Source organism: Mesorhizobium sp. 1M-11 (assembly GCF_001303895.1).
Taxonomy (GTDB): Bacteria; Pseudomonadota; Alphaproteobacteria; order Rhizobiales; family Rhizobiaceae; genus Mesorhizobium.
Genome location: NZ_LJSD01000016.1, coordinates 1 through 25,053 on the forward strand (window position 1 = coordinate 1; position 25,053 = coordinate 25,053).

A 25,053-nucleotide genomic window follows, 5' to 3' on the forward strand; every position below is an offset into this window, starting at 1 on the left:
TCATGCATGAGATCGAAGCCCTTGTTGATCTCGTCGAGCTTCAGCGTGTGGGTGATCATCGGATCGATCTCGATCTTGCCGTCCATGTACCAGTCGACGATCTTCGGCACATCGGTGCGGCCGCGCGCGCCGCCGAACGCCGTGCCCATCCAGGTACGGCCCGTCACCAGTTGGAACGGGCGCGTCGAGATCTCCTGGCCGGCACCGGCAACACCGATGACGATCGACTTGCCCCAGCCGCGATGCGCCGCCTCCAGCGCCTGGCGCATCACCTTGGTGTTGCCCGTGCAGTCGAAGGTGTAGTCGGCACCGCCGATCTGGTCGGCGCCACGCTTGGTCAGGTTGACCAGGTAAGGCACGATGTCGCCATCGACCTCCTTCGGGTTGACGAAATGCGTCATGCCGAAGCGCTCGCCCCAGGCCTTCTTGTCGTTGTTGAGATCGACACCGATGATCATGTCGGCACCGGCAAGCCTCAGCCCCTGGATGACGTTCAGGCCAATGCCGCCGAGCCCGAACACCACAGCGGTCGCGCCCTCCTCCACCTTGGCGGTGTTGATGACGGCGCCGATGCCGGTGGTGACGCCGCAGCCGATGTAGCAGATCTTGTCGAACGGTGCGTCCGGGTTGACCTTGGCCAGCGCGATCTCGGGCAGCACCGTGAAATTCGAGAAGGTCGAGCAGCCCATATAGTGGAAGATCTTTTCCCCACCGATCGAGAAGCGCGAGCTGCCGTCCGGCATCAGGCCCTGGCCCTGGGTGGCGCGGATCGCCGTGCACAGGTTGGTCTTGCGCGACAGGCATGACGGGCACGAGCGGCATTCGGGCGTATAGAGCGGGATGACATGGTCGCCCTTCTTCAGGCTGGTCACCCCCTTGCCGACATCGACGACGACGCCGGCACCTTCATGGCCGAGGATCGCCGGGAAGATGCCTTCCGGATCGGCGCCCGACAGCGTGAACTCGTCGGTGTGGCAGATGCCGGTCGCCTTCACCTCAACCAGCACCTCGCCCTCGCGCGGGCCCTCGAGATCAACTTCCAGGATCTCAAGCGGCTTGCCGGCTCCAACAGCTACTGCGGCGCGGGTTTTCATATCGTCCTACTCCAAAAATGTTTCGCAGGCTGGACCGCAGCCTGGCCAAATTGCCTGGTTGTTTATGCCGCCTTGGCCGGTCCGGCCGGGAACACGCCGGACATGACCATGAAGCCCTTCAGGCGTTTGACGCGATCGCACCAGCGGCGGATTGCCGGATAGTCCTGCCTCGGTATGCCGCCCTCTTCCGAGAGCATGATGTAGGGAAAGCAGGCAATGTCGGCGATGGTCGGATGCGCAGCCGAACAGAGCCAGATCCGTCCCTCCTGTTCGCCGAACCACAGGTGTTCGTCGAGAATGCGGAACAAGCGGTGAGCACCGACGCGCGCGGCCTCGACATCGAAGTCATAGAACAGCGCGTCGTGCAGTCGCGCTGCCGAGGCCGTGCCGGTGATACCATCGGCGAAGGCAAGCCACTGACTGATCTCGCCAAGCAAAGCCGCCTCGTCGCGCGGATACCAGGTACCAGACGGGTCATATTTCGACGCGAGATAGACCAGGATCGCCTGAGCATCGCGCAGCACCAGACCGTCGTCATCGATTACCGGCAACTGGCCAAGCGGATTGATCTTGAGGAACCATTCCGACTTGTGTTCGCGGCCGGGATAGAAGTCGATCGGTACGGTCTTGTAGTCGACACCCAGCATGCTCATCAGCAGCCTGAGTTTGTAGCAATTGCCCGACAGTTCGTAATCGTAGAGCGTGATCATCGGCTTGCTTCCTATAGATCGAGAACGAGCCGCGCCGATTTGGCGCGTGAGACGCAGGTCATGATCTTGGTGCCGGACTTGCGCTCGGCGTCGTTGAGATAAACATCCTGATGATCCGGCTCGCCTTCGATGACGGTTGCCAGGCAGGTACCGCAGGCCCCTTGCTCGCAGGAAGACGGCATGTCGACACCAGCTTCGCGCATAACATCGAGGATGGTGCGGCCGGCGGGCACTTTGAGCGTGACGCAGGAGCGCGCCAAGGCGACCTCGAAGCTCGAGCTATCATCGATCTTGTTGGTGTTCTTGAAGTACTCGAAGTGCACGGCCGCTTCCGGCCAGCCGGCCTCAGTGGCAACGTTGCGCGCCGCTTCAAGCATCGGCCCGGGTCCGCACAGATAGAGATGCCTGCCAGGCTGATAGTTTGCCAGGATCTCACGCAGCTTGGCACCGGTCGCCTCCGGTGTCAGGCCAAGATGCGGCTTGAGCGCCCCACCCAGACCCGATGTCTTTTCAGGGAACGCCAGCTGTGCTTCGTTCTGCGCGAAATAGTGAAGGTCGAAGGCGAGATTCTGGTTGTGAAGCGCCTGCGCCATGGCGATCAGCGGCGTGATACCGATGCCGCCGGCGATAAAGATCGTCTTCACCGCGTCTCGCCGCAGAGGGAAATTGTTGCGCGGCTCCGAGATCGCCAGCACGTCTCCCTGGCGCAGCGTTTCGTGCATGCAGATTGAACCGCCCTTGGACTCCTTCTCGAGCTTCACCCCGATGACGTAGCTCTCGCTCTCACCGGGACCGTTCGTGATCGAGTATTGCCGGATCAGTCCGTTCGGCATGTGGACGTCGATGTGGGCACCAGGCTGGAATGTCGGCAACAGCCCTCTGATAGGACGCAGTTCGAAGCCGGCAATGCCGTCCGCCGCCTGCCATTTCCTTGCCACCTCGACACGGATCGTCGCCTTGCGGCCATGCTTGGTCTCTTCCGGCATCTCGGCAAGTTCAGGGGAAACGCGCTCGATAACTGGCTCAAGCGGCGCGGGTGCCGGCCTCGCCACCGCCTCGCGCTCGACGACGTCGCGCAACTTCGACAGCCGGTCGTTGTGATGGTGCAGGACAGCCATCCGAACGGCACCCTCAGCCCTACCCTCGAGCACGCCCCGGATCACCGAGCGATTGGAGTCAACCGGCTGGACGAAGAACACGGCGAGCGTTGTCGAGCTGCCCTCGACAGCGCGAAGCGCTACGGAAAAATCGTTTGCCGCCTCGACGGTGACCTTGGCATCGCTGCCATCGATCTGGCCGGTCGGCTGGAAGCGATAGCTCCGGAGCCTGGCCGCAACCGCGTCAGCCGGCGCGTTGACCGCAATGCCGCGCAAGGTGAGCAACTCACCTTCGGCAAAGCCCGGCAACTCCGGTACCTCTCCTTGCGGTTCCTCGGCCGACCAGACCAGGCCATAGCGCTCCACTGCCGCGAAGGTCCGATTGGTAATGGTGCGGGCAGGTGCATCGGCTGGATGAGCAGGAATGTAGGTGCAGCCTGCCGTGCGGTTCGAGTAACGCCAGCCATGATACTGGCACTTCAGTTCACGACCGTCGTTGATGCCGATGGACAGGCGAACGCCACGGTGCAGACAACGGTTTTCCCAAACGTTGATATAGCCGTCGTCGGCACGCCAGACGGCGAATTCGCGGCCAAGGAGCTGGCCGTGGAAGACATGGCGAAAAGGCAGATCGTAGGACGCGGCAATGGGATGCCATCTGGTCTTGGCGGTATCGAGCATTGTTGTCTCCAGAAATGGTCTTGCGCGGCTCACGCTCAGGTGGCGGCAGGGATGACCCCGTAGGTCACACCCTTCTGACTGAGCCAGCGGCGATAGGCGATGGCCGACTTGTCGGCACGAATGGGAGTTTCAGCGCGCGGATCGAGCGGCAGCCGCTTCGGGAACTGGTTCTCCAGGATCGGCTTGTCCTGGCCGAAGATCGTCTGCTGGAAGCGCTTGATGACCTTGTCCTCATTGTCTTCATCAAGCAGGCACAACATCATGTGCGCGCGCACATGTTCCTGGTCGATGGGCTGCAGAAACACCGCGATCACATCACGCCTGCTCTCGTCCAGCGGGCTGGATTTGTAGAGCACCGAGCAAAACGGGTGCGGCACCCGATAGACGTAGTCGACGTCGGCGCCGCCCGAGGCCGTCGCCGCTGCCATCGGTTGAAAGAACCGGCAACGCGTGGCGAGGATTTCGTCGCGGTCGACCGAAATCTCGACATCGTACTCCTTCACCTCCGTGTGCGGCTCCGCACCCAGAATGTCGGTATGGACATAGGGAAAATGCCCCATGTCGAGAAAGTTCTCGATTGCCCGCGGTGCCGACACATTCACACCAATTGTCGCGGCATTGAGCCTGCGGCGATCTGCTTCGTCGAACTCCGGAATCGGGAACAAATCTGCCTGTGGATCGCCGAGCGAAGTCCAGATATAGCCATAGGCATGCTTGACCGGCAGTTGGTCGGCAACGGTCGCGACGTCCACCGTGCTCCCCTCGATGAGATCCGCGCGATCGCGCCAGACGGCGGCATTGCCCTTTCCATCGACGGCATAACTGAGGCGTTCCTCGAGCAATATGGTATCGACAACCACGTTTGGCTTCACCTCCGACAACGCAGCCAGCGGGTGCCATAGGTTGAGGATCACCTGGTCCGTGCATCGCGTTTTGGCCATGAAAGAATCCCTCATCGAAGCTCACATCCGCGCCGGTATCGCGCCATAGGTAACTGATTTGTCGCGCAGCCAACGCCGATAGAGTACGGCAACGGCGTCGGCACGGATCGGCGTTTCTGCCCGCGGATCGAGTGGCAGCCGTTTTGGAACCTGGTTTTCGAGGATCGGCTTGTCCTGGGCGAAGATCAGCTGCATGAAGCTGCGGATCCCGGCCTCGTCGATGCCCTCCTTGAGATAGCAGAGGAAGGGATGAGCGACGCAATTGTCCTCGTCGACCGGCTGCACGAACAGGGTGATGACATCCAGGCGATGCTTCTGCACCGGATTGCTCTTGTAGAGCGCCACCGTATAGGGCCGAATCACCTTGTAGACATAGTCTACGATGAAACCTTCCTTGGCCGTCGGCGAGGCAACCGGCTGATAGAACTGGCATTCGGTCGCAACCAGTTCGTCGGCAGCCGTCAATTCGACCTTGTAGGGCGCGACTTCCGTATGCGGCTCATCACCAAGCCAGCCTGTGTGAACGAAGGGAAAATGCCCCATGTCGAGGAAATTCTCGACAGCCCGCAGACCCGAGACCCGAACCGCGATGGAGCCGCCGGTGACGAGATGTCGATCCCCCTCTTCAGCCTCCGGTACGAAGACGATGTCGCGCTCGGGCTTGCCCAGACAAGCCCAAAGAAATCCGTAACGCTTGGTCGATTTGACCAATGTGCCGGTATCGTTGCGGACCACTTCCTTGTCGTAGCGTCCCCGGCTGTGAATGGTGAGGTCGGCTCCGAGAAGCCGGGTGTGGAATGGCTCATCCGACGACAGATTCGTCAGGTCCGCCACCACATGCCAATCGTTAAGAAGAACTCTGTCGCTACAAAGGGCTGCTTTGCTCATGGCACCCTCCCTGGCTAGCACTTCCCCATGAACCTAGCTCTGTTATGACATAATTGGAAACACAGGATTGGATATCAATCAATAAGAATCTGCATATCAATCCAAGAATTTTGGTTGACAGGGAAACTTGATTGAATACCGATATGGAATTCGTAACTCGGGATATGCGGCGCCGTCGGCCTCGCGAACACGAGAGCTGACCGTCAGCAAGCCAAAGGCACTGACGGGGGAGGAAGTTGTCATGAGCAGCCGCTCGCAGGCGATTGCTGACACATTGACCCGGGCGATCCTCGATCACCGGCTTGTCCCGGGCTGCAAACTTGGCGAGCGTGAGCTTTCCGAGATTTTCGACGTCAGCCGTATCGTCATTCGCCAATCCCTCATACGTCTCGCCGACGACGGCCTCGCTCAGATCGAACGCAACCGGGGCGCCTTCGTCGCTCACCCGAGCATGCAGGACGCAATGGAAATCTACGACGCCCTGACCCTGGTGGAACAGGGCGTTGCAGCGCAGCTCAGCGACCGCCTCGGCCCTGCCGGCTGGGCGGAATTGCGCCAGCATGTCGAGCGTCAGCGTCAGGCGGTCGCAGTCGGCAATGACGCGCTGGCCGACGTGCTGGGGCAGGAGTTCCACACCGTATTCGTGCGTCTCAGCCGCAACAAGGTGATGCAGGAAATCCATGCCCAGCTCGTGCGGCGCACCACTCTGCTCAGATCGCTCATCACCGCCGATTTCGACTACTGCAACCTGCTCGACGACCATGCGCGGGTGATCGAGCTGCTCGAGAAAGGACGGCTGAAGCAAGCCATGGAATTGATCGACGCGCATCACAGGAGTGTCGTGCGCGGCTACATCATGGACAGACAGGTCTTCCCTGAACTGACCCCCCGCGAGGCGCTCGAACCTTACCTGAACACGAAGGCGGGCGAACAACCGAAGCCCGCGCCAAGGAAAGAGAAAAAGGAGAGCAAAACGCGGGCACACGCCCACGTTCACGCCGACGAATAGAACCGGCGGACAAGCCGGGCAAACCAACAGAGGGTTACACCATAATGCTCAATCTCAGCAGACGAAAATTCTTGCAGTATACGGGCGCGGCGGGAGCTGCGCTGACCACTGGCGGCATATCCGGCGCCGCGCGTGCCCAGGACCCGCTCAAGATCGGTGTCGTCTACGTTTCCCCGGTCGCCGAAATCGGCTGGACCAAGCAACACAGCCTTGGTGTCGAGGCCATCAAACAGGAATTCGGCGACAAGGCCGCCATCACCGTCATCGACAATATCTTCATGCCGCAGGACGCGGAACGCGTGTTCCGCGAATTGGCGGCCTCGGGCAACCAACTGATCTTCGGTACGTCCTTTTCGCATGGCACGCCGATGCAGAAGGTCGCGCCACGGTTCCCGAAAACCGCCTTCGAACATTGCTCCGGCATCGTTCATCTCGCCAACCTAGGCACTTTCGAGGCGAAGTATTACGAGGGTTCCTATGTGGCCGGCGCGTCCGGCGCGCATATGAGCAAGTCGAACAAGATCGGCTTCATCGGCGGCTTCCCGATTCCCGACATCGTCGGTCCGGCGAACGCCTTGCTGCTTGGTGCCCAGAGCGTCAAGCCGGACATCACCTGCAATGCCATCTTCCTCAATTCCTGGTTCGATCCGGGCAAGGAAAAGGAAGCGGCCAACACGCTGCTGTCACAGGGCTGTGACGTCATCTGCTCGATGACTGATACCGCCACTGGCGTGCAGGTGGCTGGCGAAGGCGGCGCCTGGTCGATCGGCTACGCAAGCGACATGGCGAAGTTCGGTTCCGGCAAGCAACTGACCGCTTTCACGCTCGATTGGTCGGCCGACTATTTGCGGGCAGCCAAAGGCGTTGCCGAGGGCAATTGGAAACCCGAGGCGCGCTGGGATGGTCTGGCTGCCGGTATCGTCAAGATGGCGCCTTACAATGAGGGGATTCCTGCCGACGTCGTTGCCAAGCTCAAGCAACTCGAGACGGACGTGGGTTCCGGCAAGGTGCACCCCTATGCGGGCGAGCTGAAGGATCAGGACGGCAACGTGAAGGTCGCCGCCGGCTCGGTGCTGGAAGACAAGGACATCCGCAGCATGAACTGGTTCGTCAAAGGAATGATCGGCAAGCTCGGCTGACCGTCTCCCTTTCAGATCATACCTGCCGGAAAGCAGATGCGCCGGTAGGTATGACTGTGCTCTTCCGTCCAACCCCAATGGCAGGACCGGCTATGATCCCGCGCCTTGAATTGCGCAACATCACCAAGAGCTACCCCGGCATCGTTGCAAATGACGACATCTCGATGTCGATCATGCCAGGGAAAATCCATGCCGTGCTCGGCGAAAACGGTGCCGGCAAGTCCACCTTGATGAAAATCATCTATGGCGTGGCCCAGGCCGACTCCGGCGAAATCTGGTGCGACGGCAAGCGGATAGAAGCGCACAATCCGGCGAGTTCGCGGGCGCTGGGCATCGAGATGGTTTACCAGCACTTTGCGCTGTTTGAATCCGTCACGGTGGTCGAGAACATCGCGCTGTCCGTCTCGAGCACCTTCGATCTCAAGACGCTTGCCCGCCAGATCACCCACCTCTCGAACCGATATGGAATGCCGATCGATCCTCATCGCCGCGTGCTCGACCTGTCGGTCGGTGAGCGCCAGCGTGTCGAGATCGTGCGCTGCCTGTTGCAGGCCCCAAAGCTCCTGATCCTCGACGAGCCGACATCGGTGCTGGCACCGCAAGCGGTTGGGAAATTGTTCGAAACCTTGCGTCAACTCGCCGCCGAGGGCTGTTCGATCGTCTACATCAGCCACAAGCTCGATGAAGTGCAGGAGCTATGCGACTCCGCCACCGTGCTGCGAAACGGAAAGGTGACGGGCTCGGCGAAGCCCAAGGAAACGACGTCGCTGGAACTCGCCCGTATGATGGTTGGCTCGAAACTGCCTGAAATGCGTGTGGTCCCCTCGGTGCCGAGCGCCAGGCCCGTGCTCGAAGTGCGGGGCCTCACATCGCCGGCCCGCGACAAATATGGAGTCGCGCTGAAGAATGTTTCGTTTGAGGTCCATGGTGGTGAGATTGTTGGATTGGCCGGCGTCTCCGGCAACGGCCAGGCGGATCTGATCGCACTGCTCAGCGGCGAGCGCCGACACGCCGATGCATCCGTAGTGCGCATCGACGGCAAGGCGGCTGGCCATCTCAACGCCAGCGAGCGGCGCGGGCTCGGCATGGCGTTTGTACCGGAGGAGCGTCTCGGTCGAGGTGCGGTGCCGCCCCACACATTGTGGGAAAATGCGGTTTTGACCGCCAATCGCCGCGGCGGGCTGGTGCGGCACGGTATGGTCGATCGCGGCAAGGCGGCCGGCTTTGCGCGAGACATCATTGAACGCTTCAAGGTCAAGGCCAACGGCCCCTCCTCAAGTGCCCAGAGCCTGTCCGGCGGCAATCTTCAAAAATTCATCGTCGGCCGCGAGATCGCGCTGAAACCGAAGCTGTTCCTCGTCTCCCAACCAACGTGGGGCGTTGACGTGGGTGCGGCAGCCTTCATCCGGCAGAACATCCTGGATCTGAGCCGCGCAGGTTCCGCCGTGCTGGTGGTCTCGGAGGAACTCGACGAGCTGTTTGAGATCTGCGACCGGCTGCTCGTCATCTGTCAGGGCCAGGTCTCGCCACCGCTCATCAGAACAAAAACCAACCGTGAAGAAGTTGGCCTCCTCATGACAGGGGCCGACCGCGGCAATGATATCGAGGAGAGAAGCGAAGTTGCTGTACAGAATTGAACAGCGGCCCGAGCCGTCCGCTTCCATGCGCATAGCCGCTCCAATAATCGCCACAGCACTTACGATCGCTGTGGGTTCGGCGATGTTTGCCGGTCTGGGTTATGATCCGGTATCCACCTTGCAGGCTTTCTTCATCACCCCAATCAGTTCTTTGAACGGTTTGTCGGAACTGTTGCTGAAAGCGTCGCCGCTGATCCTGATCGCTTGTGGCTTGGCCGTGGGCTTCCGCGCCAATGTCTGGAACATAGGTGCAGAGGGCCAGTTGATCATCGGCGCTATCGCAGCTTGCGGCGTCGGGCTGTTCTACCCCAATCCCGAAAGCCCGATCCTGCTGCCGTTGATGTTTGTCGCAGGCGCCGCTGCGGGCATGGCCTGGGCTGCGATTCCGGCATTTCTCCGCGCCAGGCTGAACACGAACGAAATCCTGGTCACCTTGATGATGACCTACATCGCCACGCTCTTTCTCTCGTGGCTCGTGCATGGACCATGGCGCGACCCAGCAGGCTTCAACTACCCGCAGACGGCGCTGCTGCCGGCGGCAGCCATGTTCGAACCCTTTGACTATGCCTACCGTGTCAACTCGTCGGTGTTCATCACCGTCGTCGCGGTCGTGCTGATGTGGCTTTTCACCGACCGCAGTTTCCTCGGCTACAAGATGAAGGTCAGCGGTGCGGCCCCGCATGCGGCCCGCTACGCGGGCTTCCGCGAATCCTCGGCGGTGTGGACCGGCCTGCTCGCGGGCGGCGCTGCCGCGGGCATTGCAGGCATGGCCGAAGTTGCCGGACCACTCGGACAACTCTCACCCCAGATCTCGCCGGGCTATGGTTTCGCCGCCATCATTGTCGCTTTCATCGGCCGGCTGAACGCCTTCGGTATCGTCCTCGGCGGGTTGCTGATGTCGCTCCTGTTCCTTGGTGGCGAGACTGTGCAGATGAACCTTGGTTTGTCGTCGTCGCTGACCCGCATCTTCCAGGGTATTCTTCTGTTCTTCCTGCTGGCCACCGATTTCTTCATCTTCTACCGGTTTCGCCGCGTCCCGGAGCACGCCTGATGGATCTTTTCATCGCCATCTTCACCGGCACGGCCATAGCCGCCACGCCGCTGATTTTTGCAGCGCTCGGCGAGCTCGTCGTCGAGAAATCCGGCGTGCTCAACCTCGGCATCGAAGGAATGATGCTGGTGGGAGCAGCCGCCGCTTTCTGGGCTGTTATCGCCGGGCTGCCCATGCCGGTTGCGATTCTCGCAGGCGCGCTCGCCGGCGCGGCCGCCTCGCTGTTGTTTGGCGTGCTGGCACTCACGTTTTTGACCAATCAGTATGCCGCGGGACTCGCGCTTGCCATCTTCGGATCGGGTGTCTCGGCTTTCCTCGGACGCGGCTTCGGCTCGGCGCCAATCGACGCACTCAAGCGCATCCACATCCCGCTATTGTCCGACATTCCTGTTATCGGACCGATGTTCTTTCGCTTCGACCCGATGGTCTATTTCGCCATCCTGATGTTCTTCGTCATCAGCTGGTTCCTGTACCGGACGAAAAGCGGACTGATCCTTCGCACGATCGGCGAGTCACCCGAGACGTCCCATGCAATCGGCTATCCAGTGATCCGCATCCGCTATCTCGCGGTGCTCTTTGGCGGGCTGATGGCCGGTCTCGCCGGCGCCTATCTGTCGGTGGCATATACACCGCTGTGGGTGGAGAACATGACCGCCGGCAAAGGCTGGATTTCACTTGCGCTGGTGGTCTTTGCCACCTGGCGGCCTCTGCGCATCTTGCTCGGAGCCTGGCTGTTCGGTGGAATGACCATTCTGCAACTGCAGGGGCAGGCGCTGGGCCTGGCCGTTCCATCGGAACTGCTTTCCGCCTTGCCTTATCTGGCAACGATCATTGTGCTGGTCATCATATCGCAGAACCGCCAGACACTCTCGCTGCACTTCCCGGCATCTCTGGCCAAGCCGTTTAGGCCTGCCACGTGACCGAATGGAGGACGCTGCGCTCTGCTCCAGAGCAGCGCGCTCGTGAGCACTGTAGCCGTCCCCCGGACGTAGAGCCTTGCCGTTCTATCTGAAGACCTGCCGGAAAGCCGGTTTTCAAGCCGTTCTCTGCTCGAATTCGAGTACCTGCGCCTTCTGCCGCAGGCCTGTTGCGACGACGGATACCCTGAACTTTCCTTCCAGCGCCTGATCGAATATGGCGCCGACTATGATGTCGGCATCGGCATCGACTTCCTCACGGATACGGGTTGCTGCCTCATCGACCTCGAACAACGTCATGTCTGGCCCGCCGGAGATCGACACCAGCACGCCTCTTGCACCCCCCATCGATGCCTCGTCGAGAAGCGGGTTCGCGATTGCCGCTTCGGCCGCCGCCTTTGCCCGCCCCTCGCCTGAAGCCTCGCCCGTACCCATCATTGCCCGGCCCATACCGCGCATCACCGCGCGCACATCGGCGAAATCGAGATTGATCAGCCCTTCCTTCATGATGAGGTCGGTGATGCAACCGACGCCGGCATAAAGGACGCGATCGGCCATGACGAAAGCATCCTCGAAGGTCGTCCTGGCATCGGCAATCCTGAAGAGGTTCTGGTTCGGGATGACGATTACCGTGTCGGCGCATTCGCGAAGTCGCTCGATGCCTTCCTCCGCCGCCGCCATGCGGCGCTTTCCTTCGAAGGCAAACGGCTTGGTGACGACGGCAACCGTCAGGATGCCGGCCTGCCGTGCCGCATGTGCGATGACGGGGGCAGCACCCGTTCCCGTTCCGCCTCCCATACCTGCGGTCACGAAGCACATATGTGTTCCCGCCAGGTGATCCATGATCTCGCTGATCGACTCTTGCGCCGCTGCGTCACCGACTTCCGGCACCGAACCCGCCCCCAGCCCTTCGGTAATGGCCGCCCCCAACTGGATCAACCGCGGTGCCTTTGACATGGCAAGCGCCTGCGCATCCGTGTTGGCGACCAGGAACTCCGCGCCCTGCAATCCGGTGGCGATCATGTTGTTGACGGCATTGCCGCCGCCGCCGCCCACCCCGACCACGGTGATCCTGGGTTTCATCTCGGTGATTCCCGGCCTGGCGTTCATTGCTGTCTTCCTTCCAAATGTTCGCCTTGTCGGTCCGAGACTTTGGGGCACGAGCCACGAATCGGAACAACACCCGCCTCAAGCAGGGAAACAGACCGAGCCCCGCCTCGCAAGCCTTGGACGGTTGAGGGGACGAGGGTCACCAATTTCTGCAAAGAAAGCCCCGCAAGGCGGTGAGCCTGCGGGGCGACGTGGGACCCGAAAGGTGCCCAGATATCGTAACGGTTAAAGGCGGATCACACCATGCCGAGCGCGGCCTTGTAGAGGTCGAGGATCGATTCCGCCTCCTGGCGCTCTGCCTGGTCCTGCTTGCGCAGGCGCACGATGGCACGGATAGCCTTGGTGTCGAAGCCGGTGCCTTTGGCTTCCGCGTAGACATCCTTGATGTCATCAGCGATCGTCTTCTTTTCTTCCTCGAGACGCTCGATGCGCTCGATGAGCGCCCGCAACTGGCCGGCGGCAACAGTCTGGCTGGTCTCGGTGATTTCGTCGGCCATAATGGTCTCCATTCTTCTTCAGCGGCCACGACTCGGGCAAGCGGCAACCGGTTTTCCGGCCGGTTCGATGCCCGACCGGACCTGGCAGGTCAAGGCCTGATTGTCAGCAATGTCTTGATGTTGCGTCAGCCGAACACCACCAGGAGATCCTTGGCGTCGATCTGATCGCCCGCCTTCACCAGCACCTCGGCAATGACGCCGTCGCGCTCGGCATGCAGTGCCGTTTCCATCTTCATCGCCTCGATGGACAGAAGCACGTCGCCAGCCTTGACGCTCTGTCCGGCGGAAACCGACACGCCCGATACGACGCCGGGCATGGGCGCGCCGAGATGCGCGTCGTTACCCGCCTCGGCCTTCAGCCTTGCCTTGCCGTTTGAGGCGCCATGCGCCCGGTCCGGCACCTTGACGCGGCGCGGCTGGCCGTTGAGCTCGAAGAAGACGGTGACCATGCCCTTTTCGTCGGTGTCACCGACGGCAAGGCAACGGATGACCAGCGTCTTACCCTTTTCGATGTCGACGAAAACCTCGTCCTCCGGCTTCATGCCGTAGAAATAGGTCGGCGTCGGCAGCACGCTGACCGGACCATAGGTTTCCTGCGCGGCGGCGAAATCGGAGAACACCTTCGGATACATCAGCCACGAGGCGAATTCGTTCTCGGGCAGCTTGCGGCCGAGCTTTTCCTCGATCTCCTTGCGGTTCTTCTTCAGGTCCGCCGGCTTGAGAAGCGAGCCGGGGCGCACCGTGACCGGCTTGTCGCCCTTCAGCGCCTTCTTCTGCAGAGCCTCCGGCCAGCCGCCCGGCGACTGGCCGAGATCACCACGCAGCATCGAAACGACGGAATCCGGGAAGGCGATATCCTTACCCGGGTTCTCGACATCGGTCACCGTCAGGTCCTGGCTGACCATCATCAGCGCCATGTCGCCAACGACCTTGGAGGATGGCGTCACCTTGACGATATCGCCGAACATCAGATTGACGTCGTGATAGGCCTGCGCCACCTCGTGCCAGCGTGTTTCCAGTCCGAGCGAGCGGGCCTGCTCCTTGAGGTTGGTGAACTGCCCGCCGGGCATTTCGTGCAGATAGACTTCCGACGCCGGCCCCTTGAGATCGCTTTCGAAGGCGGCATACTGGTTGCGCACCGCTTCCCAGTAGAACGAGATCTTGCGGATCCATTTCGGGTCGAGGCCTGGATCGCGATCAGTACCCTTCAACGCCTCGACGACAGAACCGAGACAAGGTTGCGAGGTGTTGCCGGAGAAGGCATCCATGGCCGCATCGATGGCATCGACCCCGCTTTCCACCGCCGCCAGCACGGTCGCGGCCGACAGGCCGGAGGTGTCATGCGTATGGAAATGGATCGGCAGGTCGGTTGCCTCGCGCAGCGCCTTGAACAGAACGCGTGCGGCTGCCGGCTTGAGCAGGCCGGCCATGTCCTTGACGGCGATGATGTGGGCGCCGGCGGCTTCCAGTTCCTTGGCCAATCCGACATAGTAGGTCAGGCTGTATTTGGCCCTGTTCGGATCGAGGATGTCGCCGGTGTAGCACATCGCCGCTTCGATCAGCTTGCCCTCGGCGCCGACCGCATCCATGGCGACACGCATGTTCTCGACCCAGTTCAGGCAGTCGAAGACGCGGAACAGATCGACGCCGCCGTCTGCAGCCTGCTTGACGAAATGCTGCACAACATTGTCGGGATAATTGGTGTAGCCGACGCCGTTGGCGCCGCGCAGCAGCATCTGCAGGAGGATGTTCGGCGCCCTTTCGCGCACCAGCGACAACCGTTCCCACGGGTCCTCGGTCAGGAAGCGCATGGCGACGTCGAAGGTGGCACCGCCCCAGCATTCAAGCGACAGAAGCTGTGGTAAGGCACGCGCATAGGTACCTGCGATGCGGGCAATGTCATGTGTGCGCACACGTGTCGCCAGCAGCGACTGATGGCCGTCGCGCATGGTGGTGTCGGTGACCAGCACCTGCTTTTGCGCGCGCATCCACTTGGCGAATTCTTCCGGACCAAGCTGATCGAGTTTTTGCTTGGTGCCGTCAGGGATCGGCGCGGTGAACCACGGGATGATCGGTGCTGCTGCATCCGGATTGGGCTTCGGCCGCCCCCGCGTCTCGGGGTGCCCGTTGACGCTGACGTCGGCCAGATAGTTGAGCAGCTTGGTGGCACGGTCCTGGCGCTTGACCTGCGCGAACAGTTCCGGCGTCGAGTCGATGAACTTCGTCGTGTAGGAATTGTCGGCGAAGCTCGGGTGATTGATGATCGCTTCGAGGAAGGTGAGATTGGTCGCCACGCCGCGAATACGGAACTCGCGCAACGCACGGTTCATGCGCGAAATTGCTTCATCGGGCGTCGGTGCCCAGGCCGTCACCTTCTCGAGCAGCGGATCGTAGTAGCGAGTGATGACCGCACCCGAATAGGCCGTGCCGCCATCGAGGCGGATGCCGAAGCCGGTGGCACCGCGATAGGCGGTGATGCGGCCGTAGTCGGGAATGAAATTCTGCTCCGGATCTTCGGTGGTGATGCGGCACTGCAGGGCATGGCCGTTCAGCCGGATGTCCTTCTGCGCCGGCACACCCGATTCCGGCGCGCCGATGGCGAAGCCGTCGAGGATATGGATCTGTGCCTTGACGATATCGATGCCGGTCACCTGCTCGGTGACGGTGTGCTCCACCTGGATACGGGGATTGACCTCGATGAAGTAGAATTTGCCGGTATCGGCGTCCTGCAGAAATTCGACGGTGCCGGCGCCGATATAGCTGGTCTCGTTGGCGATCTTCAGCGCATAGCCGCAGAGTTCCTGGCGCAGCTCATTGCTGAGATAGGGGGCCGGTGCGCGCTCGACGACCTTCTGATTGCGGCGCTGGATCGAACAGTCACGCTCGAACAGATGCACGGCGTTGCCATGCGTGTCGCCGAGTATCTGAACCTCGACATGGCGGGCCCGCTCGACCAGCTTCTCGAGATAGACCTCATCCTTGCCGAAAGCCGCCTTGGCCTCGCGCTTGCCTTCGGTGACCTCGCGGATGAGGTCGGCTTCGCTGCGGATCGCGCGCATGCCGCGCCCGCCGCCGCCCCACGAAGCCTTGAGCATGACCGGATAGCCGATCGCCTTGGCCAGTTTCTTGATGTCCCCGGCATCGTCTGGCAGCGGATCAGTGGCCGGCACGACAGGAACGCCGACTTCGATGGCGAGGTTGCGCGCCGCCACCTTGTTGCCGAGCCGGCGCATGGTCTCCGGCTTCGGGCCGATGAAGGTGATGCCGTTTGCAACGCAGGCTTCGGCGAATTCCGGGCTTTCCGACAAAAGGCCGTAACCCGGATGGATGGCATCGGCGCCCGAGAGCTTGGCGACGCGGATCACCTCGTCGATCGAAAGATAGGCTTCGATCGGTCCCATGTCCTTGGCAAGCCACGGGCCGCGGCCGACCTGATAGCTTTCGTCGGCCTTGAAGCGATGCAGCGAGTACTTGTCCTCTTCCGCCCAGATCGCCACCGTTTTGAGCCCCAGTTCGTTGGCCGCGCGGAAGACGCGGATAGCGATCTCGGAACGGTTGGCGACAAGGATCTTCGTGATTGCCAAGTGATTGCTCCAGCGCTCTAGGGAAGAAAGGCGGGCGCATGATTAGCGGGAAAATGCTGCAGTGCAACTAAAATAAGCACCCTTCGGAAATGAATACGGATCAGGCAGCGCAGACGTCGGGAAACGGGAAAGGCGCAGAAATTCCGTTGCGTCATGCAGGTCAAGAAACGCAAACAATTGCCTTCGTAAAAGGCTGCCGACCGAGCCGTTTTCTCAATAAAACGCATCCGGCAAAAGAAAATGCCCGGCGCGTTGCGCCGGGCATTCCATCAGGAACTGAATAAAAGATCAGTCGACCTTCGGCACGTAGGTGTACTTGCCGTCATCACCCTTCTTCCAGATGTACATGACATAGCCCGGAAGCTTGGGGTCGCCCTTTTCGTCATAGGCGAGTTCGCCCAGAACAGTCTTGAACGGTCCCTTCTCGTGCATCGCCTTGGCGACTTCCTGGGGATCGTTCGACTTGGCGGCGGCGGCAGCCTGAGCGATCACCTGCACCGCTGCGTAGGAATACAGCGTGTAGGCTTCGGGCTCGAAGCCCTGGGCGCGGAACTTCGCGACCAGATCGTTGTTGTCCGGATTGAGACGTGGATCGGCGCCGAACGTGTTCAGCGTGCCTGCCACTGCATCGCCGGCGATCGAAGCAAGTTCGTTCGAGACGATGCCGTCGCCCGACATCAATGGCGCTTTCAGGCCCTGGTCGGTCGACTGGCGAATGATCAGACCAGCCTCGGTGTGCAGGCCGCCCCAATAGATCAGGGTGACGCCAGCTTCCTTCATCTTGGCGATCAGGGCAGAGAAGTCCTTGTCGCCGACGTTGACGCCTTCATACATGACTTCCTTGACGCCAGCGGCATTCATCGCCTTCTTGGTCTCGTCAGCGAGGCCCTGGCCGTAAGGGGTCTTGTCATGGATGACCGCGATCTTGGCATCCTTGAAGTTCTTGGCGATGTAGGCACCGGCAATGCCGCCCTGCTGGTCGTCACGGCCGCAGGTGCGGAACACGTTCCACAGGCCGCGTTCGGTGAAGACCGGGTTGGTTGCGGCCGGCGTCACTTCGACGATGCCGTTCTCGGCATAGACTTCCGAGGCAGGGATCGACACGCCCGAGTTGAAGTGGCCGACCACGAACTTGACACCGTCGGCGACGAATTTGTTGGCAACCGAAATACCCTGCTTCGGATCGGACACGTCGTCGCCGACCGACAGCTTGACCTGCTCGCCATTGATGCCGCCGGCCGCATTGATCTCGGCGATGGCCATTTCGGCGCCCTTCTGCAACTGCGCGCCGAAGGCAGCATTGGGGCCAGTGATCGGGGCACCAACGGCAACCTGAAGGTCAGCCCACGCGTTGCCGCTGAACGCAACCAGCGCGGTCAGGGCCACGGCGGACAAAAGTGATTTTTTCATTGAAACGCTCCCATTTACCGGGCGGGCGAGGATAGAGTCTTCACGCGATGCCCACCCCAATCGCAGAAAACGTACTTTGCCTCATTTTGAGGCCTTGTCACGCCGATTCTTGGTCGAAGCGGCGTGAGTCAAAAACATCAGGCTTTCGCCTTCCAGCTGAGCGGTGAAACCTTTTCATATAGCCAGCTATACTGCGTTACCATTTGGTTCGTCCGCGTATACTGGTAGCCGAGAAAAGCCAGCACCATCAGAACGATCGTATCGACGATGTAGTACTGCAGCGTGAACATCGTGCCTTCGAAAAGGGCGTGATGGATGAACCGCACGCCGAGCCCCAAGCCCAGGATGTAGACGAACAGCATCGGCCGCGTGCGCCATGTCTGCGCACAGGCCCTGCCTGTCATCCAGGCAGCCCATCCGCCCAACAGGCAGGTGACGAAGAAGAACTGCCAGATCGAGGCTTCTTCATAGATGATGCCTTGCATGATGAAGACCCCCTGGGTTCAGTGATGCCCGCCTTCGAGATAGGCGGCGCGGACTTCCGGATTGGCAAGCAGGTCTTTGCCGGTGCCGCTCATGGTGACGTTGCCGTTCACCATGACATAGCCGCGCGTGGCGAGCTTCAACGCGCCGAAGGCGTTCTGCTCGACCAGGAACACTGTCAGTCCCTGCGTGCGATTGAGCTCGCGAATGGCGTCGAAGATCTGCTTGACGATCAGCGGCGCAAGACCAAGCGACGGCTCGTCCAGCAAAAGCAGTTTCGGCCGCGCCATCAGCGCACGCCCGATCGACAGCATCTGCTGCTCGCCGCCAGAAAGCGTGCCGCCACGCTGGCTGATGCGCTCCTTGAGGCGCGGGAACAGGGTGAAGACCTTCTCGACATCCTCGTTGTAGTATTTGAGGTTGTCGAGACTGGCCCCCATCTGCAGGTTTTCCATCACCGTCATACGCGGGAAGATGCGACGCCCTTCCGGCGACTGGGCGATGCGCAGCCTGGCGATTTCATGCGTCGGCATCTGCGTGATGTCGGTGCCCGCGAAAGTGATCGTTCCCGTACGCGCCCGCGGCGCGCCGAAGACAGTCATCATCAGCGTCGACTTGCCGGCGCCGTTGGCACCGATCAAGGCGACGATCTCGCCCTCGTTGACGCTGACATTGACGCCGTTCAACGCCCGGATGTTGCCGTAATAGGTGTGGACGCCCTTGATATCGAGCAGCGGTGCACCGGCCATTATTTACGCCCTCCGCGCTTGGCCGCCGCGGACTTTGCCGACGCATGGCTGGTTGGTACATCGCCCGCGTCGACCCGACGCGAGAATTCCGTGTCCTTGCCCTTGGCAAGCAGCTTCGCCTGGCCGATCCAGTCTTCGCGGGCGATGCGCCCGTCAAAGGCGAGATAGGCTTCGGCCGCAACGACATCGGCCTTCTTCCAGCTGGCGATCTGGTCGAAATGATAGATGCCGTGGCCGTTCAGCTTCTTTTCGTTGACCGAGCCGATGCCCTTGATGCGGGTCAGGTTGTCGGCCTTGCCGCCACGCGGCGCGGAAAGACGGTTGGAAATCCCGGCTGACGGTTTCGCAGCAGCAGCCGGCTTGGCTGCAGGCACCTTGGCCTTCGCTGTTCTTGCCGCAGGCGCTTCCGCCGCTTTTGCGGGCGCTGCGGGCTTCGCGGAAGCGGTCTTTGCTTCTGCTTTCGCCGGCACGGCCTTCGCAGGGGCGGCCTTGGTTGCCGGTTTTACCTGTACGGCTTTGCTGGCAGCCTTGGCGGGGGCCGTCTTCGCGACCGGCTTCCTTGCCGTGGATTGAACACTCGGCGCCACACTTCCCGAAGACTGGGGGGCTTTCGCTTTGGTCGCACTGCCTGCCTTGGCTGCCGAACCACCCGCTTTTGCGCCGCTTGCAGTCTTCGCCGCTTTGCCTCTGGACGCCTTGCCGCCGACCAATCCGGCAGGGGTTGCCGAGGCGGCATTTGTCCGCGCCTCCACCAGGGCCGCCTTCGACGCGCCCTTGGCAACGGTAACCCGCTCGCCTTCGACATGGTCGATGGTATCGCTTATCGGCCCCGCCAGCATCGATGCCGAGGTGCTCGGTCCATGCGCGACATCCGGATGAGCTTCGAGCTGCTCGATGATGTTTTCGTCACCGACATCGGTGAGTACGGTCTCGACCTCTTCGTCATCGACGCCGAGATAGGCGGCAATCACCTTGGGATCGGAGCGCACAAAAGCCGGATCGCCGTCGGAGATCTTGCGGCCATATTCCAGCACGACGATATGATCGGAGATCTGCATCACCACTGACATGTCGTGCTCGATGAGCAAAATCGAGGTGCCGGTGCTGTTCTTGATGTCGATCAGCAGATCATTGAGCGCCAGCGATTCCTTCGGATTGAGACCGGCGGCAGGCTCGTCGAGGCAGAGCAGTTCGGGGCCCGTGCACATGGCACGCGCGATTTCCAGCCGGCGTTGTGCGCCATAGGGCAGATCGCCGGCCGGATCGTCGGCGCGATCGATGAGATCGGCCTTTTCCAGCCAGTGCTTGGCAAGCTCCACCGATTCGCCCGACACCCGGCGGTAGCTGCCGAGGCCGAGCAGGCCGACAATCGTGTAGCCCGAAGCCTGCATCAGCTTGTTGTGCTGGGCGACGAGCAGGTTTTCGAGCACGGTCATGCCCGAGAACAGGCGGATGTTCTGGAAGGTTCTGGCGACCTTTGCCTTCGCGGTGATCTGGAAGTCTGGCATCCGCTCCAGAAGGAATTCCGAACCACCCTGGCCGGTGAAGCGGATCATGCCCTCGGTCGGCTTGTAGAAACCAGTGATGCAGTTGAACACCGTCGTCTTGCCGGCGCCGTTCGGACCGATCAGTGCGGTGATCTCGCCGCGCCTGACCTCGAAGGACAGGTCACCGATGGCGACAAGGCCGCCGAATTTCATCGACAGGTGCTCGACCTGAAGAAGCGTCTTGTTCATGGGAGCACTCGCATCCATCAGCCGTGTCCTTCCTTGGTGAAGGAACTTGAAACCGCTTTTCGTTCCCTGAGGAACGCAGTCGGTTCTCGACTGCCGACGAAGCCGCGAGGCTTCCACAACATGACAATGACCATGGCCATGCCGAAGAGGAGCATGCGGTAGAGTTCGGGCGTGAAGTCCGGTCCGAACACGACCTTCAGGAAGTCCAGCTCGCGCAGGATTTCGGTGCCGCCGATCATCACCACCGCGGCGACCGCGATACCGCCGAGCGAGCCCATGCCACCCAGCACCACGATCGCCAGGATGATTGCCGATTCGATGAAGACGAAGGATTCCGGCGACACGAAACCTTGTCGTGCCGCGAAGAAGGAGCCGGCGAAGCCGCCGAACATCGCGCCGGTGGCAAAAGCGGTGAGCTTGGTGGTGGTGGTGTTGATGCCGAGCGAACGACAGGCGATCTCGTCCTCGCGCAGTGCCTCCCAGGCTCGCCCCACAGGCATGCGGCGCAACCGGATGGTGACGAAGGCGGTCAGCAGCGCCAGAGCCAACGCCAGATAGTAGAGGAAGATCTTGTAGTAGGCGCCCGACTGGGCGATGCCCAACACCTTGGAGATGTAATTCGGATCCGACACGTTGAACGACATCAGGCCGAAGAACGAAACCTTGGGAATGCCGGAGATACCAGCGGCGCCGTTGGTGACCTCGCGCCAGTTGATCAGCACCAGGCGGATGATCTCACCGAAAGCAAGCGTGACGATCGCAAGATAGTCACCGCGCAGGCGCAGCACCGGGAAGCCGAGCAGTACACCCCAGAACGCGGCCATGATGCCGGCGGCCGGTAACAGGATCCAGAAGGACAGGCCGTAATGCGTACCGAGCAGCGCGTAGGCATAAGCGCCCACCGCGTAGAATGCGACATAGCCGAGGTCGAGCAGACCTGCCAGACCGACGACGATGTTCAGGCCCCAGGCCAACATCACATAGATCAGGATCTGGATGCCGAAATTGTCGACCCATTTCAGCGAACTCTGGAAACCGACCAGCGACACCACCACGATGGGATAGAGCACCAGCACGGCAATGCCGAGCGAGTTGAAATTGCGGCGAATGAACCCTGGTTCGGCCACCGCGGCAGGCGCGCTGGCTTTTTCCGCCTTGGCGCGTTCGATCGCCGGTATGGCGAAGGCCACATAGAGGAACCTTCCGACGGCAGTGATGATCACCACAGTCGCCAGCAATCCCCAGCGCTGGATCAGCACCAGTTCGTTGCGAATGTTCTGGTCTGTCCTCAAGCCGATGAACAGGACGAACAGCCCTAACGCGACCAGGCCGGCATAGATCGCCTCGCGGAAGGCGCGAGCCATCGGATTGGCGACGGTCTCGCCCGTGTTGTTGGAAACGGTGACGGCCATGAGCTCAGACCTTTTCGACTTCTGGCCGGCCGAGGATGCCGGAAGGCAGGAAGATCAGCACGATCGCCAGGATCGAGAAGGCGGCAACGTCCTTGTAGTCGATGGAGAAATAGGCCGACCACATGCTCTCGATGAAACCGATCAGCAGACCACCCAGTACCGCACCCGGCAGCGAGCCGATGCCGCCGAGAACCGCCGCGGTGAAGGCCTTCACGCCGGGCACGAAGCCGTCCGAGAAAGAAACGACGCCGTAATACATCAGGAACAGCGTGCCGGCGACTGCAGCAAGCGCTGCGCCCATGATGAAGGTGATGGAGATGGTACGGTCGACATCGATGCCAAGCAGCGCGGCCATCTTGCGATCCTGCTCGCAGGCGCGCTGGGCGCGGCCAAGCGCCGTCCTGTTGACCAGATACCAGAACACCGCGAGCAATACCGCCGTGACCGCCACGATGATGATCTGCTTCAGCGAAACGGAAATGCCGCCAATGTTATAGACCTGGCTGACCATCGGCGGGATCGGCTTGTTGCGCGGGCCCTGTGTGACCTGCACGAAATTGGACAGGGCGATCGACATGCCGATGGCAGTGATCAGCGGAGCGAGACGGAAGGAGCCACGCAGAGGACGATAGGCGACTTTTTCGATCGTCCAGTTGTAGAGGCTGGTAAGCAGCATCGCCACGATCATCATCACCAGGAGGGCGACGACGACCGGCACGGAGCCGAAGGCCGCGGCCAGGATCAGGAAGACGATCAACGCAGTGAACGCTCCGACCATGAAGATGTCGCCATGGGCGAAGTTGATCATGCCGATGATGCCGTAGACCATCGTGTAGCCGATCGCGATCAGTCCATAGATGGACCCGAGCGTCAGCCCGTTCACAAGCTGCTGAACGAAATATTGCATATTCCCGAGGCTCCCCTGAAACGTCACCTGCCCTGGTGCGTCTCTCTCGTATTTCCCCTAGTCGTAAGGTCTCAAACCTGGATTGCAACGGCCTTTTTTATCGTCTGGCGCGTGTCTCCAGCACGCCTCGCGACTGCCTTATTATCGTTGCCCGGTTCGTGGACTATGGCGGACCGTATCATTGGCACAAAGCAATGTCTTTGACGATTCCGAATTAGTTTGCACCCGTTTTCGAAGATTCAGTCATCAAGATCGGTTGAAAAGACGAATTCTTGCGCGTTTTCGACCTGTCACTTTTTCTCCTTATTCGTCGACAAACACATTTTGGATCCCTTGGTTGACGATGAAACCGTGAGCGAACGGATCGCGGTCGTCGATGAAGATCGTATCCAGTCCCCTCATGCGTGCCCAGCCCCTTGTTGAAGGCACGATAGCAGGCTTGCCAGCCACCGAAACAGCTTTCTCCGCCGCCCGCACCGAACAGCGAGCCGATGACTGGTTCGTGCATGAAATCGTCGCCCTCTTTCGCGGTGAACTGCGCCATGCCGGCCGAGATTGCGGCACCGCAAGGAGCGCGCATGCACCCCGGACAGTTTGAGCGCTCGTCCAAAGAGTATGTGCGGCTCAGCTTGCCGATGCCCGGATTCCCCGGGTGCAGGAAGCCGTGTCTTTCATTCGGGCGCGCCGGCGCACGGCCAGACTCCCAGGCGAAAGTTACGATCCACACAAAGCCTCTCAACCTGATATATCACTGATATATCTTTTATGAATTCCTTCTGTCAATTGGCTTTTCTGGCTGATATATCAAAAATATATCAATCGGACGAAGCGGCCTTGAACACAGCAGAGCTTGAAACGGAACGCGGCGAAAGCGCTGAATCGGTCAGTGCCAAAGCATATCGCGCGCTCGAAAAATTGATCGTCACGCTCGAACTCGCTCCCGGCAGTGTGACCACCGAAAGGGCCCTGATCGAAAAATTGTCGCTCGGTCGCACTCCTGTCCGGGAAGCGGTTCAGCGGCTCGCCTGGGAAGGGCTCGTCACGGTCCGCCCGCGTGCCGGCCTCGAAATCGCTCCCCTCCACGCCGGTGACTGGCTGAGGGTGCTCGACGCGCGTCGCGGCATCGAAATCATTCTCGCTCGCTCGGCCGCCCGCTTCTCTACCCAGGAAGTCGCCGGTCGCCTGCAGGCCACGGCACTCGCAATCCATGATGCCGTCATAACCAATGACATCATCGGATACCTCGAAGCGGACAAATCGCTCGATGAGGCAATGGCGCTCGCCGCCGACAATCAATTCGCCGCCCGGCTCGTCGCACCGCTACAGACCCACAGCCGGCGTTTCTGGTTTCGCTTCCAAAGCGGCACAGGGCTCGCCGAAGTAGCCGGGAACCACGTCACACTGATCCGCGCGATTCTGGAACGCGATGAAGATGCAGCGGCCGCGGAAGCCGATCGGCTGATGGCACTGTTGCGCCTGCACGCCCAGGCCGCTGCGATGCGCTGAAAAATCCACTCAGCTGTCACGTTCCTTGGCGTGAGCCATCAACGTGTTCTCCCAGCTGTCGCCGGCGCCCATGATGCAGGTTTGGCCGCCGACATCGGTCATCAGCACCGTCCAGGTACCGGCTGCGGAAACATAGATCTCGACAACCGCCGCCTGTCCGACAAGACCGTAGCCGATCCGGTGTTCCTGGAAGAGCTGGCCAAGCCTGGCGACGATGACGTCGCGATCACCGCAACTGACCTGCGCCTCAGCCTGTAACGGCATGAGCGCCATCAGCATGCTGATGGCACTCAGCTTGATCGAGCGGTAGGTGAAATAGCGTGCCATTTGGCACCTCCTTGCCCTCGCGTGTCGGCAAAGGGAGGCACATGGGCAGCCTCAATATACCGGTACGCTCCAGGCTGGGCGCGGCGACCTCATCGCGTCGCTCCTTCTGGTTTCCCGTCCGGCCCCGGCTTATCGCGGGGCTCTACGAATCGATATGGTGGTGGTTCG

At 61.0% G+C, this 25,053-nt stretch carries 23 protein-coding genes; 7 read left to right on the forward strand and 16 right to left on the reverse strand.

All coding sequences use genetic code 11. From position 1 onward, the window contains the following. The 5 genes from AO692_RS09145 to AO692_RS09165 all read right to left on the reverse strand — a co-directional run. Window positions 1–1,094, reverse strand: a 1,094-nt coding sequence (locus AO692_RS09145; RefSeq protein ID WP_054308570.1) for an S-(hydroxymethyl)glutathione dehydrogenase/class III alcohol dehydrogenase, incomplete at its 3' end; no start/stop codon positions are given. A 62-nt stretch (window positions 1,095–1,156) separates the two neighbouring features. Continuing rightward, the gene (locus AO692_RS09150; protein ID WP_054309761.1) at window positions 1,157–1,804 is read right to left on the reverse strand and encodes a glutathione S-transferase; all 648 of its coding nucleotides are present in this window, start codon (window positions 1,802–1,804) and stop codon (window positions 1,157–1,159) included. Window positions 1,805–1,815: 11 nt separating this feature from the next. Continuing rightward, the gene (locus tag AO692_RS09155; protein ID WP_054309762.1) at window positions 1,816–3,582 is read right to left on the reverse strand and encodes a Rieske 2Fe-2S domain-containing protein; all 1,767 of its coding nucleotides are present in this window, start codon (window positions 3,580–3,582) and stop codon (window positions 1,816–1,818) included. A 35-nt stretch (window positions 3,583–3,617) separates the two neighbouring features. Beyond that, complete coding sequence (locus AO692_RS09160; protein ID WP_054309763.1) at window positions 3,618–4,523, reverse strand: aromatic ring-hydroxylating dioxygenase subunit alpha; 906 nt, start codon at window positions 4,521–4,523, stop codon at window positions 3,618–3,620. 21 nt (window positions 4,524–4,544) lie between these two features. Beyond that, window positions 4,545–5,411 carry an aromatic ring-hydroxylating dioxygenase subunit alpha gene (locus tag AO692_RS09165; protein WP_054309764.1) on the reverse strand — a complete coding sequence of 289 codons (867 nt, stop codon included), beginning with the start codon at window positions 5,409–5,411 and terminating at the stop codon, window positions 4,545–4,547. Window positions 5,412–5,652: 241 nt separating this feature from the next. On the opposite strand from AO692_RS09165, the gene AO692_RS09170 reads away from it, so the two are divergent. The 5 genes from AO692_RS09170 (at window position 5,653) to AO692_RS09190 (ending at window position 11,167) form a co-directional block, all read left to right on the forward strand. Then, window positions 5,653–6,420, forward strand: coding sequence for a GntR family transcriptional regulator (locus AO692_RS09170; protein WP_054309765.1), 768 nt, complete (start codon window positions 5,653–5,655; stop codon window positions 6,418–6,420). 44 nt (window positions 6,421–6,464) lie between these two features. Continuing rightward, a complete protein-coding gene (locus AO692_RS09175) occupies window positions 6,465–7,559 on the forward strand; it encodes a BMP family ABC transporter substrate-binding protein (RefSeq protein ID WP_054309766.1) in 1,095 nt (364 codons plus the stop codon). A 92-nt stretch (window positions 7,560–7,651) separates the two neighbouring features. After that, window positions 7,652–9,196, forward strand: coding sequence for an ABC transporter ATP-binding protein (locus tag AO692_RS09180; RefSeq protein WP_054309767.1), 1,545 nt, complete (start codon window positions 7,652–7,654; stop codon window positions 9,194–9,196). Then, window positions 9,180–10,247, forward strand: coding sequence for an ABC transporter permease (locus AO692_RS09185; RefSeq protein ID WP_161808053.1), 1,068 nt, complete (start codon window positions 9,180–9,182; stop codon window positions 10,245–10,247). Before AO692_RS09180 ends, AO692_RS09185 begins: the two co-directional genes overlap by 17 nt. Then, a complete protein-coding gene (locus AO692_RS09190) occupies window positions 10,247–11,167 on the forward strand; it encodes an ABC transporter permease (protein WP_082407271.1) in 921 nt (306 codons plus the stop codon). The genes AO692_RS09185 and AO692_RS09190 overlap by 1 nt, the downstream gene beginning before the upstream one ends. Before the next feature lie 114 nt (window positions 11,168–11,281). On the opposite strand, the gene ftsZ is transcribed toward AO692_RS09190, so the two are convergent. The 3 genes from ftsZ to pyc all read right to left on the reverse strand — a co-directional run bounded on the left by ftsZ (window position 11,282) and on the right by pyc (window position 16,355). Continuing rightward, window positions 11,282–12,274, reverse strand: a complete 993-nt coding sequence (gene ftsZ / locus AO692_RS09195; RefSeq protein WP_054309769.1) for a cell division protein FtsZ — start codon at window positions 12,272–12,274, stop codon at window positions 11,282–11,284. A 236-nt stretch (window positions 12,275–12,510) separates the two neighbouring features. After that, entirely contained in the window at window positions 12,511–12,771 is a 261-nt protein-coding gene (locus tag AO692_RS09200; RefSeq protein ID WP_054309770.1) for a DUF2312 domain-containing protein, read from the reverse strand. A 125-nt stretch (window positions 12,772–12,896) separates the two neighbouring features. Continuing rightward, window positions 12,897–16,355 carry a pyruvate carboxylase gene (gene pyc, locus AO692_RS09205; RefSeq protein ID WP_054309771.1) on the reverse strand — a complete coding sequence of 1,153 codons (3,459 nt, stop codon included), beginning with the start codon at window positions 16,353–16,355 and terminating at the stop codon, window positions 12,897–12,899. Between the two features lie 89 nt (window positions 16,356–16,444). On the opposite strand from pyc, the gene AO692_RS32735 reads away from it, so the two are divergent. Then, window positions 16,445–16,639 (forward strand): hypothetical protein, encoded by a 195-nt coding sequence (locus tag AO692_RS32735; protein ID WP_152979771.1) that lies wholly within the window; start codon window positions 16,445–16,447, stop codon window positions 16,637–16,639. A 4-nt stretch (window positions 16,640–16,643) separates the two neighbouring features. Here AO692_RS32735 and AO692_RS09210 read toward each other — a convergent pair whose 3' ends face one another. The 7 genes from AO692_RS09210 to AO692_RS33925 form a co-directional block, all read right to left on the reverse strand. Further along, on the reverse strand, window positions 16,644–17,765 hold the full coding sequence (locus AO692_RS09210; protein WP_054309772.1) for a branched-chain amino acid ABC transporter substrate-binding protein: 1,122 nt from the start codon (window positions 17,763–17,765) through the stop codon (window positions 16,644–16,646). A gap of 137 nt (window positions 17,766–17,902) precedes the next feature. Further along, the gene (locus AO692_RS09215; RefSeq protein WP_054309773.1) at window positions 17,903–18,250 is read right to left on the reverse strand and encodes a DUF6867 family protein; all 348 of its coding nucleotides are present in this window, start codon (window positions 18,248–18,250) and stop codon (window positions 17,903–17,905) included. Between the two features lie 18 nt (window positions 18,251–18,268). Next, window positions 18,269–18,997 carry an ABC transporter ATP-binding protein gene (locus AO692_RS09220; RefSeq protein ID WP_054309774.1) on the reverse strand — a complete coding sequence of 243 codons (729 nt, stop codon included), beginning with the start codon at window positions 18,995–18,997 and terminating at the stop codon, window positions 18,269–18,271. Then, window positions 18,997–20,751 carry an ATP-binding cassette domain-containing protein gene (locus tag AO692_RS09225; protein ID WP_054309775.1) on the reverse strand — a complete coding sequence of 585 codons (1,755 nt, stop codon included), beginning with the start codon at window positions 20,749–20,751 and terminating at the stop codon, window positions 18,997–18,999. Before AO692_RS09225 ends, AO692_RS09220 begins: the two co-directional genes overlap by 1 nt. Then, entirely contained in the window at window positions 20,751–22,145 is a 1,395-nt protein-coding gene (livM, locus tag AO692_RS09230; protein WP_054309776.1) for a high-affinity branched-chain amino acid ABC transporter permease LivM, read from the reverse strand. Before livM ends, AO692_RS09225 begins: the two co-directional genes overlap by 1 nt. A gap of 4 nt (window positions 22,146–22,149) precedes the next feature. After that, complete coding sequence (locus tag AO692_RS09235; RefSeq protein WP_054309777.1) at window positions 22,150–23,052, reverse strand: branched-chain amino acid ABC transporter permease; 903 nt, start codon at window positions 23,050–23,052, stop codon at window positions 22,150–22,152. 303 nt (window positions 23,053–23,355) lie between these two features. Continuing rightward, entirely contained in the window at window positions 23,356–23,616 is a 261-nt protein-coding gene (locus AO692_RS33925) for a proline racemase family protein (RefSeq protein WP_348271454.1), read from the reverse strand. 270 nt (window positions 23,617–23,886) lie between these two features. Here AO692_RS33925 and AO692_RS09240 point away from each other — a divergent pair, with 270 nt between their 5' ends. Further along, window positions 23,887–24,558, forward strand: coding sequence for a GntR family transcriptional regulator (locus AO692_RS09240; RefSeq protein WP_054309839.1), 672 nt, complete (start codon window positions 23,887–23,889; stop codon window positions 24,556–24,558). Between the two features lie 9 nt (window positions 24,559–24,567). Here AO692_RS09240 and AO692_RS09245 read toward each other — a convergent pair whose 3' ends face one another. After that, on the reverse strand, window positions 24,568–24,885 hold the full coding sequence (locus AO692_RS09245) for a hypothetical protein (RefSeq protein ID WP_244483299.1): 318 nt from the start codon (window positions 24,883–24,885) through the stop codon (window positions 24,568–24,570). Between the last annotated feature and the right edge of the window lie 168 nt (window positions 24,886–25,053).